Annotated in this window: 13 protein-coding genes; 11 read left to right on the top strand and 2 right to left on the bottom strand. The window is 59.5% G+C overall.

Annotated elements, in window-relative coordinates; genetic code table 11:
* Positions 1-59: 59 nt before the first annotated feature.
* The gene (locus tag RHM69_RS17750; protein WP_267911869.1) at positions 60-2432 is read right to left on the bottom strand and encodes a heavy metal translocating P-type ATPase; all 2373 of its coding nucleotides are present in this window, start codon (positions 2430-2432) and stop codon (positions 60-62) included.
* 165 nt (positions 2433-2597) lie between these two features.
* Here RHM69_RS17750 and RHM69_RS17745 point away from each other — a divergent pair, with 165 nt between their 5' ends.
* From RHM69_RS17745 to RHM69_RS17720, 6 genes are all read left to right on the top strand, one after another.
* Positions 2598-3281: a heavy metal response regulator transcription factor gene (locus RHM69_RS17745; RefSeq protein ID WP_200600518.1), complete on the top strand. Its 684-nt coding sequence runs from the start codon at positions 2598-2600 to the stop codon at positions 3279-3281.
* Positions 3278-4642, top strand: coding sequence for a heavy metal sensor histidine kinase (locus RHM69_RS17740; RefSeq protein WP_200600516.1), 1365 nt, complete (start codon positions 3278-3280; stop codon positions 4640-4642). The genes RHM69_RS17745 and RHM69_RS17740 overlap by 4 nt, the downstream gene beginning before the upstream one ends.
* A 164-nt stretch (positions 4643-4806) precedes the next feature.
* On the top strand, positions 4807-5427 hold the full coding sequence (locus RHM69_RS17735; RefSeq protein ID WP_003152807.1) for a tyrosine-type recombinase/integrase: 621 nt from the start codon (positions 4807-4809) through the stop codon (positions 5425-5427).
* 455 nt (positions 5428-5882) lie between these two features.
* Positions 5883-6428, top strand: a complete 546-nt coding sequence (locus RHM69_RS17730; protein ID WP_318533489.1) for a sugar O-acetyltransferase — start codon at positions 5883-5885, stop codon at positions 6426-6428.
* A 215-nt stretch (positions 6429-6643) separates the two neighbouring features.
* Positions 6644-6934, top strand: a complete 291-nt coding sequence (locus RHM69_RS17725) for a hypothetical protein (protein WP_150580276.1) — start codon at positions 6644-6646, stop codon at positions 6932-6934.
* Between the two features lie 2 nt (positions 6935-6936).
* Positions 6937-7167, top strand: coding sequence for a hypothetical protein (locus tag RHM69_RS17720; RefSeq protein ID WP_412072138.1), 231 nt, complete (start codon positions 6937-6939; stop codon positions 7165-7167).
* A 702-nt stretch (positions 7168-7869) separates the two neighbouring features.
* Here RHM69_RS17720 and RHM69_RS17715 read toward each other — a convergent pair.
* The gene (locus RHM69_RS17715) at positions 7870-8061 is read right to left on the bottom strand and encodes a hypothetical protein (protein WP_200600514.1); all 192 of its coding nucleotides are present in this window, start codon (positions 8059-8061) and stop codon (positions 7870-7872) included.
* A 368-nt stretch (positions 8062-8429) separates the two neighbouring features.
* On the opposite strand from RHM69_RS17715, the gene RHM69_RS31130 reads away from it, so the two are divergent.
* The 5 genes from RHM69_RS31130 (at position 8430) to RHM69_RS17695 (ending at position 14067) form a co-directional block, all read left to right on the top strand.
* Positions 8430-8654, top strand: coding sequence for a cupin domain-containing protein (locus RHM69_RS31130; protein WP_323055222.1), 225 nt, complete (start codon positions 8430-8432; stop codon positions 8652-8654).
* A gap of 257 nt (positions 8655-8911) precedes the next feature.
* Positions 8912-9781 carry a c-type cytochrome gene (locus RHM69_RS17710; protein WP_200600512.1) on the top strand — a complete coding sequence of 290 codons (870 nt, stop codon included), beginning with the start codon at positions 8912-8914 and terminating at the stop codon, positions 9779-9781.
* Positions 9782-9839: 58 nt separating this feature from the next.
* Positions 9840-11216 carry a cbb3-type cytochrome c oxidase subunit I gene (locus tag RHM69_RS17705; RefSeq protein WP_150580280.1) on the top strand — a complete coding sequence of 459 codons (1377 nt, stop codon included), beginning with the start codon at positions 9840-9842 and terminating at the stop codon, positions 11214-11216.
* Positions 11217-11227: 11 nt separating this feature from the next.
* Positions 11228-12037, top strand: coding sequence for a CbbQ/NirQ/NorQ/GpvN family protein (locus RHM69_RS17700; protein WP_200600546.1), 810 nt, complete (start codon positions 11228-11230; stop codon positions 12035-12037).
* The gene (locus tag RHM69_RS17695; protein WP_200600510.1) at positions 12037-14067 is read left to right on the top strand and encodes a nitric oxide reductase activation protein NorD; all 2031 of its coding nucleotides are present in this window, start codon (positions 12037-12039) and stop codon (positions 14065-14067) included. Before RHM69_RS17700 ends, RHM69_RS17695 begins: the two co-directional genes overlap by 1 nt.
* The last annotated feature ends 10 nt before the right edge of the window (positions 14068-14077 follow it).

Here is a 14077-nt window from a genome sequence, read left to right as displayed (position 1 = left end):
TTTCCTCATGCTGGGTACAGGTCAATCCTCAACCTTGCCAGCATGGCAAGGTCAAGGGCTTATCCATCAATGGATACCTTGCGCAGCCTCAAGGCGTTGAAGACTACCGAGGCCGAACTCAAGCTCATCGCCAAGGCGGCGATCATGGGTGACAGTAAATGACCGGTCAGCGGGTACAGCAGGCCGGCGGCCAGCGGAATGCCGAGAGCGTTGTAGAGAAAGGCGAAGGTCAGGTTCTGGTGCATGTTGCGCACGGTGGCCACTGACAGGCTGCGCGCCCGCAGGATGCCGAGCAGGTCGCCCTTAACCAGCGTGACCTGGCCGCTGTTCATCGCCACATCAGTACCGGTGCCCATGGCAATGCCGATATCAGCGCGTGCCAGGGCCGGAGCATCGTTGATGCCATCCCCGGCCATGGCGACGCGGTGCCCTTGCTCTTGCAGGGCAGCGGCCAGGCGTTCCTTGTCTTGCGGTTTGACCTCGCCGTGCACTTCCTCGATGCCCAGCTCGCGCGCCACGGCGCGAGCGGTGGTCAGGCCGTCACCGGTGGCCATGATCACCCGCACGCCGTCGGCCTGCAGGCGCTGAACTGCGAGTTTCGAGGTCGGCTTGATCGGGTCGGCAACCGCCAGCAGACCAGCCAGCGCGCCGTCCACCGCCAAAAACATGATGCTGACGCCTTGGCCGCGCAGCTGTTCGGCCTGCGCTTTGAGCGGGCTCGCATCGACGCCGGCATCATTCATCAGCGCGGTGTTGCCCAACTGCAGGTGGCGGCCGTCAACCTGGCCACGCACGCCGATGCCGGAGGCCGATTCAAAGGTCTCGGGCGTGCTCAATGCCAAGCCTTCGGCGCGGGCATGATCGACGATCGCTTGGGCCAGGGGGTGCTCGCTGCCCTGATCCAGGCTGGCTGCCAGCCGCAGCACCTCGTCCGGGGTGAAACCGGGCGCCGCTTCTACGCTGTGGAAGGCAGGGCGCCCTTCAGTCAGGGTGCCGGTCTTGTCGACGATCAGGGTGTCAATCTTGCGCAGGTTCTCGATGGCGCCGGCATCGCGGAACAGCACGCCGCTGCCGGCCGCCTTGCCGGTGGCGACCATGACCGACATCGGCGTGGCCAGGCCCAGGGCGCAAGGACAGGCAATGATCAGCACCGCCACCGCGTTGATCAGGCCGAACACCCAGCTTGGCTCTGGCCCCCACAGACCCCAGCCGAGGAATGTCAGTACGGCAATGCCGATGACCACCAGCACAAAGTAACCGGCGATGACGTCGGCCAGTCGCTGCATCGGTGCCTTGGAACGCTGCGCTTGGGCAACCATCTGCACGATTTGCGCAAGCATGGTCGCGCTGCCGACCTTCTGCGCCTGCATCACCAGGCTGCCATGGGCGTTCAGGGTGGCCCCGATCAGGCTGTCACCGGGACGCTTCATGATCGGCACGGGCTCGCCGGTGAGCATCGACTCGTCCACCGCGCTTTCGCCTTCCAACACCAGACCGTCGACCGGTACCTTCTCGCCCGGTCGCACGCGCAGCATGTCGCCGCTGTGCACGTGAGTGAGCGGGATGTCTTCTTCCGTGCCGTCCGCGTTGATGCGCCGCGCAGTCTTGGGCGTCAGGCCGAGCAGAGACCTGATCGCCGCCGAGGTCTGCGAACGCGCTTTGAGTTCGAGGATCTGGCCAAGCAGGGTCAGCGAGATGATCACCGCCGCCGCCTCGAAGTACACGCCGATGCGCCCATCCTGCAGGAAGTCGGCGGGAAACACGCCCGGCATCAGGGTGGCGACCAGGCTGTACAGGTAGGCGGCGGCGGTGCCGAGGCCGATCAGCGTCCACATGTTAGGGCTGCGCAGCAGGAAGGAACGCAAGCAGCGGACGAAGAACGGCCAGCCGGCCCAGAGCACCACAGGAGTGGTCAAGGCGAGTTCGACCCAGTTCTGCGTCACTCCGTGGAACAGAATGAGGGCATGACCGCCCATGGCCAGCACGGTGACCATCACCGTCAACGGTAATGTCCACCAGAAACGGCGGGTGAAGTCCGTGAGCTCCGGGTTTTCCTCTTCTTCCAGTTCGGGCATGAGCGGCTCCAAGGCCATGCCGCATTTAGGGCACGTGCCGGGGCCGGTTTGAAGAATTTCCGGATGCATCGGGCAGGTGTATTCAGCACCCGTATCGGCGGCAGACGCCTTGGTGGCGATAGGGCTTTGGTTGCCATGCGGGGCCTGTACGGCACACCCACCCGTTTTCCCCGGCACGGCTAAATAGCGGCGTGGCTCAGCACTGAACTTGTCCAGACAGTGCTGGCTGCAGAAGCGCAGCGGTTGGCCATCGTGGCTGGTCTGGTAAAGGCTGTCGGGTTTAACCGTCATGCCACAGACCGGATCACGATCTATTGGCAATTGAGCCATCGGGTGGGACTGCATGGTGTTGGACATTGACCTCTCCTGTAGCACTTGTGCGCACCCTGGGACTAAGCATATTGCGACAACCTATCCGCACAGGGCTGACATCACCCTGACCTCAAGATTACATTCCTGTCAGCTTCTGGCCGGCATCCTTCCTGCGCGGCACACTGACACTCTGTCAAATGAGTCCTGCCCATGAAAATCCTGGTCGCGGAAGATGAACCCAAAACCGGCACCTACTTGCAACAGGGGCTCAGTGAAGCCGGATTTTCCGTCGATCGCGTCACCAGCGGTATCGATGCCCTGCAGTATGCGCTGAGCACGCCCTACGACCTGTTGATCCTCGACGTGATGATGCCCGGTCTGGATGGCTGGGAAGTGCTGCGCCTGGTGCGGGCCGCTGGCAAGGACATGCCTGTGCTCTTTCTCACCGCGCGGGATCGGGTAGAGGACCGGGTCAAAGGCTTGGAGCTGGGTGCCGACGATTATCTGGTTAAACCCTTCGCCTTCTCTGAGCTGCTGGCGCGGGTGCGCAGCCTGCTGCGGCGCGGTAACACGCCGCTGATTGCGACACACCTGCACATCGCTGATCTGGAGGTTGACCTGTTAAAACGGCGCGCCATACGCGGCGGTCGGCGCATCGATTTGACCGCCAAGGAATTTGCTCTGCTGGAGCTGTTACTGCGCCGGCGAGGCGAGGTATTGCCCAAATCCCTGATTGCGTCGCAAGTCTGGGACATGAATTTCGACAGCGACACCAATGTGATCGAGGTGGCGATTCGCAGGTTGCGGGCCAAGATCGACGACGACTTCGAGCCCAAGCTGATCCACACGGCCCGCGGCATGGGCTACATGATCGACGAGCCCGAGCAGCCATGAGCCGCCTGTCGCTGACCATGCGTCTGAGCCTGCTGTTCATGCTGGCCGTCACAAGCGTGCTGGCGCTGACCGGCCTGTCATTCAATATGCTCAGTCAGCATCATTTTGACGAGCTGGATCGCCGGGTGTTGGCTGATAAGCTGGCTGCTACCGAGCGTTTGCTGCTCGGGCTCAGCGACCTTAAGCGCCTCGACGCCGTGCGGCCCCAGCTATACGCCATGCTCGGCGGGCATCGCGATTTGGCCGTGCTGATCCTTGATGGCGAAGACCGCATCCTGTTCAGCGTGCCGGAACTCTCCGAGGTTCCCCGGGCATATCAGCAGTTGGCCACGCAAGGAGAGGGTGAATGGCAGCGCGATGGCCAGGTGTTGCGCGGCGCGGCGCAGGTAATCGAGCGCGGCAATCAGCACCTGCGCGTGTTGCTCATGCTCGATGTGACCGCTCACAAGGTGTTTTTCCATGTCCTGGCCGGCTGGCTGTGGGCGGCTTTGGTTCTTTTCGCACTGCTGAGCGCATTGCTCGGCTGGATGCTGGCCAGAAGCGCTTTGCGACCCGTGCGCGAAGTCACCCAGGTGGTGGCCTCAGTGTCGGCCAGGTCGCTGACGGAACGCATTCCCACGCAGAACATACCCGTTGAGCTGTTAGCGCTGGTGGAGGCTTTCAACGACATGCTCGCGCGCCTGGAAGAGTCCTTCGTCAGACTGTCCAACTTCTCGGCAGACATCGCTCATGAGCTGCGCACGCCGGTCAGCAATCTGCTGACCCATACCGAGGTGGTGCTCAGCCGCGCTCGAAATCTGGACGACTATCAGGAAAACCTGCATTCGAACCTGGAAGAACTGCAGCGCATGTCGAGGATGATCGACGACATGCTGTTTCTGGCCAAGGCGGACAACGGGCTGATTGTTCCGGAGCACCAGCCGGTGGACCTGCACCGGCTGTGCGCCAGCCTGCTGGAGTTCTACGACATGGCCGCTGAAGAAAGGAATGTCCGTTTCGTGCTCACCGGCTCGGCAACGCTCAACGGCGACGCGCTGATGCTGCGCCGTGCGCTGTCCAATCTACTGTCGAATGCGCTGCGTTACACCCCGGATAGTGGGGCCATCGTCATGTCGATTCGACAACAAAACGGCGAGGTACGACTGACGTTGAGCAACCCCGGCGAGAGTATTCCACCGGAACACCAAGAGCGTCTGTTCGACCGTTTTTACCGGATCGACAAGTCTCGTCGTGAAGGCCTTCCAGGAAATGCCGGTCTGGGCTTGGCCATCACCCGTTCAATCGTCGAGGCCCATCAAGGGAGCATCCATTGCCGCAGCGTAGAGGGCGGCACAACATTCGAATTGGCATTTCGCGTCTAACGGGTTGGCCTGATGGCGAACGTTGCATTTCACAGCGCCTCCTGCCCGTCCCGTGAATCGAGTCACCCTAGTTTTGTAGGCGCGTCTGAGCGGCTGCTCCTGGCCGGTTAGCGACCACTTCTCTGGCTAGCCATGCTTGTCCTCCCACATGTGGAGGACTTGCCATGAACATCACTGCTACCTGCACCCGCCGGCCCTGGAACAAAGGAAAGTTGGTCGGACAGAAAACCCCGCTCCGGCTGAGAGATATCTGGGCCATCCGAGTAAGGCTTCAGCTTGCAGAACGAACCCGGGATCTGGCTTTGTTCGATCTGGCCATCGACAGCAAGCTTCGAGCCTGCGACTTAACCAAGCTCCGTGTATGCGACGTTGCTCATGGCGAGCATGTGTCATCACGAGCAATGGTTATGCAGCAGAAAACGAAGCGACCAGTGCAGTTCGAAATTACTGAGCAAACACGGTCTGCTCTCGCGGCCTGGATACACCAAGCCCAGCTCCGTAGCCAGGACTGCCTTTTCCCGAGCAGGCTGCACACCTCAGACCATCTATCCACTCGTCAATACGCTCGTATCGTCAAAGGCTGGGTGCAAGCCATTGGCCTTGATCCGGCCATGTATGGCACTCACACAATGAGACGTACAAAGGCATCACTGATCTATCGCAGGACAAAGAACTTGCGGGCCGTTCAACTTCTGCTTGGCCATACGAAGCTGGAGAGCACCGTTCGATATCTTGGGATTGAGGTCGACGACGCCTTGGAAATGGCAGAGCAGACCGAGGTTTGACCATGTATAGCGACGGTCGAAGTCAGGCCGTCGCTAACGGGTCGATTGCTGCCGTTCGCATCTGGCGGAGTCGACCAAGTTTCGCTCACTTTCGACGACTTCCAAGTGGTGAAGATTGTTCTGCACCGAGGCAGAGCAACTGATTAAAGGAAAGATGCTTTATACATATGAATCAATGTGTTACAGATTTCCTTATTACGTCGCAACACTATGGAAACCGCGATTTGTATAGGGCTACCGGTCCTTATTACGTGGTTTCATCGGGTGCAGTCGGGATGACGCAATCCATGCCGACGGGGCCTATGCCCATCCAGCTGCATGAGCAGGGGGCGCCGTGACCGATTTGTTTTTAGTCTGAGGGAGATCAACTCATCTGCTCGAAGTGAGCAGGTAGCGGTTCGACCAACGGATCCATATGTTTAACTGGTACCTGGCAGCCTGATCGAACTACACGGGTGAAAAATATAAATGAGATGCAAAAAGCGGCGGCGGGGCTTCTTCACAACGCCAATCACGACATGGAATTGCTGAAGCAGCGAGCTGAGGTCAAAGACAAACTTTTCGAATTGAACAGTACCCGACCCAGCGACACGGCAGCCCGTACCCAACTCATAAAGGCCATCGTCGCCCGAATTGATGATGGCTTCACCATCGAAGGTCCATTTTACTGTGACTACGGCTACAACATTGAAATTGGGAAAAACTTTTACGCTAACACCAATCTGGTGATCCTCGATGGCGCCAAGGTCACGATTGGCGACAATGTTTTTATAGCCCCTAATGTGGGTCTTTATACAGCGGGGCACCCGCTTGATGCTGCCCGCAGAAACGAAGGCCTAGAGTACGCATTCCCGATTCACATTGGTCACAACGTATGGATCGGCGCCGGTGTTTCCATCCTTCCCGGCGTGAGCATTGGTGACAACGTAGTGATCGGATCAGGAAGTGTTGTTACACGCTCTCTGCCCGCGAACGTGGTGGCAGTCGGAAACCCCATGTAAGGTGCTCCGCGAGATCACAGCGGCTGATGCTCAGGCCTTCAGCCAAAATGAAGGCCTGCCAAAGGGCGCATAACGGGACATTCGTCAAACCACCCCCTACAGACGAGCTCGCTGCGGCGGGCTTTTTGTGCTCGCTTAAAACCAGAGCCCGGCAGTCTGGTCTACCCTTACCGGTGCTCATGGTGTTGGCAGGTCGATGGACTGGAGGAAAGCTAGTGTCGTTACCGATCACCGCCCGGCAACTGAACGCCTTGCGAGCACTGCAACGCATCGACCCCGATTTGGGTGAACTGGCCACCACGATTGCGCTGGCGTTCGATCCGTCGAGCATCGAGAACCCACAAATGGCGCGGCTAATCCTTGAAAAAACTTGTCGACGGATTGTCGCCGGTCAACCGGGGAGTCATGAAGCGATGATCCAGCATCTGGAGCGCTTCGGTGACTTGGACTGTCTGTCACCTGAGCAGGTCAGTGACTTTACAGACCGGATCAGGAAGCATGCGTAATCATGCGCCAAGGTATCCACGAAGACGCGCTGCGCGCCATGCTCGAGGGCGGTGCGGTGCGCGATGTACTGGTCAATCGTCATGACGAGAAGTGGATGTTGGCCGTCCGTCTGGGCGGGGCCGGAAGTCGCTGGCTGCCCGTGCGCTCACGCCGCGAAGCGCTGCGCACACGGGCGAGCCTGACGGCGGTGGGCGCTTTGCCGAGGCGGCAGGCATCCGGGTGTTCCAGGTAGAAGTTTAGTCGGCAGATTTACAGCCGACTGTCATCCGCCTGCTGGGCTCAAGGGAATGAACCGGTAAGTTCGCCTCATCCCCTGCAAGGAGCTCTTGCATGACGAAGGACGCGGTATTCACGCATTGCGTGGCGCTTGATCGCTGCTCTGTGAGCGGCAAATTGGCTGAGCGGAGCGATGGAGCCTTATGGGAAATTTCGTGATCTGCACCCAGTGCCAGGCGACACAGTCGATCAGCCTGGCGCATGAACCCTTTGATCATTTGACCGCTTGTGCGGCTACCGGGTACGGTCTGCACCCTGGCACGATCTAGCCCGTCTGTTGAGCCAGCTTCCAGCCGTTACCCACTGAATCACTGCACTGACAGGATCCGTTTCTGTTGCAGGTCAACGTCCCGGCAGGTAGCTACGTCTGCGAGGCATTCGCTTTAAAACTTCATCAAGATCTTACTCATCCGCAACAGTCTGCCGGCCAAAAGCTGACAGTCGTGGCCGCACTGTGACGCGCTGACCCCAGTCGAGGCGGTGGGCATTCGATGCTTGAGCTCCACACGACATCCCCTGTCGGGACCGACAAAGACAACAAGAGTCTTGGCAAGCGCGTCTGCATTACAAACGTAAGCGTTCCGCCAACTCCCCTTGCAGGGCTGGGGGTATTGCGCAGACTCGGTCTTTATCGGGGTATATGAATCCAAGCGACATGTTAGTGAGCGTTGCCCTCATCGATGGCCAGATGCTCAGGAAACCCATGCACACCGACGCCAAATCGCTCAATAAGCACCGTCATGGCTAATTGCTTTTTTAGCGTTACACGATTTGTGAAAGGCAAAGAAAAAGGGCGACTCGTTATCGAGATGATTTTGCAACCAAAAGAATCGGCATGTTTCACGGTCATTATTTTCTGTTCCTTCTACATCGATACTACCAGAACTGGAGCATTTGCTCGGCCATCATTCGATCATGCCAAAAGGCACCCATATATGGACGACAATTACCCGAGCGATTAGACGGTATTAGGTATACACCCTGGTGAAGTCGTCCTACTATCGGCCGTAGGGCTTTGACATTGATCGTAGAAAGTAGCCTGAATCGTTTCGGTTGTGGCTATAGGCCTGATCAGCGACTACCCTCCTATAACAATGGGATATAAACGTGGCTTTAAAACATGCCAAATCGGCTGAGGTGGTCAGTCTGCTCAGCTCAGTCGACTCATCGCAGGCCCCGATCTCCCAAGCGCTCGTCAGCAGCCCAGAGATCGAGCTAATGCGTTTGATTCTGAAAGCTGGCAAAGAGCTTCCGCCTCACGCTGTCGCTGGTCCTATCACGCTTTACTGTCATCAGGGTTCGGTCGAAGTCCGGGCAGGTGGGGTCTGGCAGACGATGAGCGAAAGCGATCTGATGTACGTCGAAGGTGGGGCGGAGCATGCCTTGCACGCTCTTACCGACGCGATCGTTCTGGTGACTATCTTTCGACTGCCGGACCGATAGTCTATCTTCAACACGCGAACGATCAGCGCGGCAAGGCACCGATACGGCCACTGCACCCACTTGTGCCTAATGAAAAGCGACGCTTCGTCCATTCACCGCTAACCGCACTGAAATAGGAGATCTGCGTTGGAAAAGACTTTCAGAATTCTCAGTTTCGCGGTCATCGCGCTCATGCTTGTGGCCTCTGTCTATGCCGGCGCCATCGGCATCTATTACTGGACCGGTATCGGCGTGTAACACGTCCCTGAGAGCATCCCATGAACAAACGTCAAACTCGCCTGTTCGCTGTGATCTCCACAGCTATCGCTGCTGTGGCTTTCCTGGGCATGACCTTGGACACCCACCGGCAATTCCCGGCACTGACACATTCCGAGAACATCACGCCGGCCGTTACTCGCGGCAAGGATGTCTGGCATGAGAATAACTGCATCAACTGCCACACCATCTTTGGTGAAGGTGCCTATTACGCGCCGGATCTGACAAAGATCTCTCAACATCGCGGCGCGCCGTACCTGACCGCGTTCCTGAAAGACCCGTCAAAATTCTATGATGAGAAACGGCATCGCCGGCTGATGCCCCAGCCAAATCTGAACGACCAGGAAATCTCGGACCTGATCGCCTTTTTCGACTGGGTCGCCAATGTCGACAACCAAGGCTGGCCTCCGCGCCCAATCTTGGTAACCGGGTCATCTATTCCAGGCACTACTCTCACAGTCGCGCAGCAGGATGCTTCAGGGCCCGGCAGAACCACCGACCCCATGCCACCCGGCGCCCGTCCGGTCAGTGGTAGCGATGACCCGATAGCTCTTGGCGAAGCGCTGTTCGGCACCGCCACGCCAGTCTGCAACGCCTGTCATTCGATCGCCCCCGGCGTGAACCTCGCCGGCCCAACACTGGCCGGGATTGCTACCCGCGCGCAAGAAACCATAGCCTCCCCGGAATATGCGGGGAGCGCCGACAGCGTGGAAGCCTATATCCGCGAGTCGATCACCAAACCCAGTGCCTATCTGCACCCTGGCGAAATGTACTCAGCAGGCGGTACTTCATTCATGCCGAACAACTACGCCGAGTCTCTGACCGACGAGCAGATCGACCAACTGGCCGCCTACCTGGCGACGTTTAAATAACAAGGTCGTGTTAGAGCTGTCGACGATTTGACCGGACATTATTTTTCAGGGGTGGGCAATGCGTTATAAATCACAGTCGGTCGCTTACTGGTACTTTGCCATCGCAATGGTACTTTTTGGATTGCAACTGGTGTTCGGACTGCTCTCGGCAGCCAAGTATCTGGGTCCGGATCCGTTGCTAAACATCTTGCCATTTGACGTCACCAAGACGATTCACACCAACTTGCTGATCGTTTGGGTACTGACCGGCTTCATGGGCGCAACCTACTGGATGGTACCGGACGAATCGCGCACTGAGCTGTACAGCACCAAACTCGCCTACATCCAGCTCGGTTTGTGGACAGTAATGGGTGTCACTGCCGTCATCGGTTATCTGTTCGGTTATGGTACCGGGAACAAACTGCTCGAGCAGCCGTTACCGCACAAGATCGTTATTGTTATCTGCATGCTGATCTTCCTCTACAACATCGGCATGACGATCAAGAAATCCGGCCGCTTCACCACCACCGAGGGCGTGTTACTGCTCGGCTTGGGTAGCGCGGCAGTGCTCTATTTGCCGGCCCTGCTGCATTACGAGAATTATGTGGTGTCGATCTACTACCGTTGGTGGACCATCCATCTCTGGGTCGAGGGCGTATGGGAAATGATCCAGGGCGGCTTCCTTGCCTACTTGCTGATCCGTCTCTCCGGCGCCGATCGCGAGGTGATGGAGAAGTGGCTGTATGTGATCGTCGGCTTGGTTTTCATCGCTGGAATTATCGGTACCGCGCATCACTATTATTGGATCGGCGTACCCACTTACTGGCTGCCGATCGGTGGCTTATTCAGCGCGCTGGAGCCAGTCGCACTGGTGGGCATGGCGATGTACGCCTACTACGCTATGCGCCGCTCCGGGCTTGCACACCCGAACAAACTGGCTCTGCACTGGACCATCGGGAGCGCGCTGTTCACGATGTTCGGCGCCGGCCTGCTAGGCCTTGCGCATACCTTTCCCAGCGTCAACAAGTGGACTCACGGCACCCTGATCACCGCCATGCACGGACATGCGGCCTTCTACGGCGCATACGTGATGATCGTACTGGCGATGATCACCTACGCCATGCCCTCGATCACCCGCCGCGAGAATGTGGACGGCACTAACCTCGGCTACTGGGCGTTCTGGTTGCAGCTGGCCGGGATGTTTGGCATGACCCTGTCGTTCGGTACGGCGGGAATCGGCCAGGTCTACCTGGAGCGCATCCTCGGCATGGGTTACCTCGATACCCAGCTGAAGATCCAGGTGCATTTCCTGATGCTGGTAGCGACCGGATCGCTCTTCGCCCTTGGCGTTGGCATGTTCATCTACGACTTCTTCCGCTTCCCGCCGCGCCTGAGCGTGGGCGACAGCGAACCCCTGCCGATAACCACCACCAGCGCCGCAAGGCCAGGTTTGTGACCGACCTGCGAATGGCCGGCTCCGGACCGGTCGCCAAACACGCCGATGAAGCGCCCTGGTACGAAGCCAGCGGCGACGAAGTGATGCTTTTCGAGCAATGCCACGCACGGCAGTTGGCCGTCATGCTCAAAGGCCCGACCGGCTGCGGCAAGACCCGTTTCGTAGAGCATATGGCTTGGCGCCTGGACCGTCCGCTGGTGACCATTTCCTGCCACGACGACATGACTGCCAGTGACCTGATCGGACGTTTTCTGATCGGTAACCAAGGCACCCGCTGGGTCGACGGGCCGCTGACCCGAGCGGTGCGCGAAGGCGCTATCTGCTACCTGGACGAAGTGGTCGAGGCGCGCCAGGACACCATAGTCGTGCTCCACCCGCTCACTGACCACCGACGCATTCTGCCGCTGGACAAAACCGGCGAAACCCTCGAGGCTGCGGCCGGCTTCCAGCTGGTGGTCTCTTACAACCCTGGTTATCAGCGCATGCTCAAGGATCTGAAACCCAGCACCCGGCAACGCTTCGTCGCGCTGGATTTCGACTTTCCCTCCGCCGAGCGAGAGACACGCATCGTAATGCGCGAGAGCGGCGCCGACCACGCCATCGCCACCGCCCTTGTCTCGCTGTGCCAGCGGTTGCGCGCATTGCATGATCGTGGCCTCGCCGAAGTACCAAGCACTCGCTTGCTGATCGCCACCGCCCGTCTGATCGCCAGCGGCATCCCGGTGCGCACAGCCTGCAACGCCGCGCTGATTTCGCCGCTATCCGACGATGCCACACTGGTGGGTGCCATGCATGATCTGGTCGACATGACCTTCGTCTGATGGCCGAAGCCGAAGACGTCATCAGCGACGTCGCCCGCCATGCCACCGTGTACGTACAACGGCTCTGGCAACGCCGACGCAACGCGCTCAATATGCCGAGACCCATCGCTCTGGAGGATGTGGCCGAGCGGCTCGACCTGTTAATTCACGCGGTCTTCGGTTGCAGCTATCCGCTGCGCATCGCTCAGCCACCGGCGCCGCCGACACTGCTGGCCAAACTCTTTCAGCATGTCGAACGCCCCTATCGACAAACCGCCGTGCCCGCCACCGACGGGGTGCGTATCTGGCTGCCTGCTCATTTGGGCATCGCGGATTTTCAACAGGCGCTCCCGCGGTATCGCACCCTCGCTCTGCAACAGGCGATGCGTGCCTGGCGTGGCAGCGCCACGCTCCACGACGCCTTGGATACACCGCTGCAACGCAGTCTTTATCTGCTGCTCGAAGCCTGGGCCGCAGACTTGCAGCTGCTTGAACGTCTGCCGGGTATCGCCGATGCCCTGAACGGATTGCGCCGGCAAGCCTTGAGCGAAAGGCCGGCGCTGAGTCAGTTCTCTCCATCCCGTCAGCCGTTGGAGCGCTTGCTTCGGCAAGTATTGCAGCAGCGCTGTGGCGAGCCCATCGCTGGATTGCATCCACCCGTCACACCCGACGACGCACTGATTCAGGCGCGCCACCTGGCAATCACGTTGAATGACCGACAGCTATCGGCGCAGCCGGGCAAGCAACCCCTGCTGCTTGATCACTGGACGGGAGACCTGCGTTCGGCTCCCCACAGTGGCTCGCACGACAATGACAACTGCAGCGAACCCGACCCCGCGCCAACCAGCCCGCACGGCGCCCGCCTGTCTCGCCGCCCCGAGGTGCGCGAAGCGATGGAAGGCGAAGACGAGGAGCAGCCGGATGGCATCTGGATGGTGCAACCGTCTCCCCCGCTGGAGCAGGCGGAAGATCCGATGGGCATGCAACGCCCCACCGACCGCAACGAGGCCACCCCGGCCGAGGAATACGCCGACTCGCTATCCGAGCTCAACGAAGCGCGCCTGGTTCGCACCCCGGGCAGCCCGAAAGAAGTTCTTATTTCCGACGATCCGCCGGATGCCTGCAGCTTGCAAGCCAGCAACGAGCCGGAAAGCCATGCCGAACAGCTCAGTTATCCCGAATGGGACTACAAGCGCGGCAGCTATCGTAACCCCGGCGCCACAGTTCATCTCTTGCCGGCCCCGTTGGGAACATCGCAGTGGGTCACGCAAACACTGGAAACCCATCGATCGATGCTTGACGCCATTCGCCGCCAATTCGAGATGCTGCGCGCCCGCCGGCTACGTCTGCGCCGCCAACTGGATGGCGACGAGTTGGATCTGGACGCCTATATCGACGCCTTGGGTGAAGCGCGTGCCGGCTTGGACATGCCCCAGGCCGTCTACCAATCGCAGCGCAGCGCACGGCGTGACATGGCCATCATGCTGCTAATCGACGCCAGCGGCTCCACCGACGGTTGGCTATCAAGTAACCGTCGCATCATCGACGTCGAGCGCGAAGCCCTGTTGCTGATGTGCATGGCGCTCGAAGGCTTGGACGAACCCTACAGCGTGCAGACCTTTTCCGGCGAAGGACCGGGCATGGTGACGCTGCGCAGCATCAAGGCATTCGACGAGCACTACAGCGAGGAAATCGGCCAGCGCATCGCTGGGCTCGAACCGGAGCGCTACACCCGCGTCGGCGCCGCGATTCGTCACGCCAGCGGCCTGCTGATGAAGGAGCCGGCCACGCACCGGCTGCTGTTGCTGCTCTCCGATGGCAAACCTAATGATGTAGACGACTACGAAGGCCGTTACGGCGTCGAGGACATGCGCCAGGCCGTCAATGAAGCCAAGTTGCAGGGCATCTACCCCTTTTGCTTGACCATCGACCGCCAGGCCGCCAACTACCTGCCTAAAGTCTTCGGCGCCCGGCAATACGCCTTGCTGCCCAAACCGGAACTGCTGCCGGGCGTTCTCCTGGAGTGGCTCAAGCGTCTGATATCGGCCTAAACACACCGCA

This window comes from Pseudomonas sp. CCI1.1 (assembly GCF_034348165.1).
Classification (GTDB): Bacteria; Pseudomonadota; Gammaproteobacteria; order Pseudomonadales; family Pseudomonadaceae; genus Aquipseudomonas; species Aquipseudomonas paracarnis.
This window is presented reverse-complemented; position numbering and strand designations above follow the sequence as displayed.

Coding starts and splice junctions, on each gene's coding strand:
- RHM69_RS17705 (WP_150580280.1), top strand. CDS start 9,840: ATGCGTTATAAATCACAGTCGGTCGCTTACTGGTACTTTGCCATCGCA.
- RHM69_RS17700 (WP_200600546.1), top strand. CDS start 11,228: ATGGCCGGCTCCGGACCGGTCGCCAAACACGCCGATGAAGCGCCCTGG.
- RHM69_RS31130 (WP_323055222.1), top strand. CDS start 8,430: ATGCGTTTGATTCTGAAAGCTGGCAAAGAGCTTCCGCCTCACGCTGTC.
- RHM69_RS17735 (WP_003152807.1), top strand. CDS start 4,807: ATGAACATCACTGCTACCTGCACCCGCCGGCCCTGGAACAAAGGAAAG.
- RHM69_RS17710 (WP_200600512.1), top strand. CDS start 8,912: ATGAACAAACGTCAAACTCGCCTGTTCGCTGTGATCTCCACAGCTATC.
- RHM69_RS17750 (WP_267911869.1), bottom strand. CDS start 2,432: ATGTCCAACACCATGCAGTCCCACCCGATGGCTCAATTGCCAATAGAT.
- RHM69_RS17740 (WP_200600516.1), top strand. CDS start 3,278: ATGAGCCGCCTGTCGCTGACCATGCGTCTGAGCCTGCTGTTCATGCTG.
- RHM69_RS17715 (WP_200600514.1), bottom strand. CDS start 8,061: ATGACCGTGAAACATGCCGATTCTTTTGGTTGCAAAATCATCTCGATA.
- RHM69_RS17745 (WP_200600518.1), top strand. CDS start 2,598: ATGAAAATCCTGGTCGCGGAAGATGAACCCAAAACCGGCACCTACTTG.
- RHM69_RS17720 (WP_412072138.1), top strand. CDS start 6,937: ATGCGCCAAGGTATCCACGAAGACGCGCTGCGCGCCATGCTCGAGGGC.
- RHM69_RS17695 (WP_200600510.1), top strand. CDS start 12,037: ATGGCCGAAGCCGAAGACGTCATCAGCGACGTCGCCCGCCATGCCACC.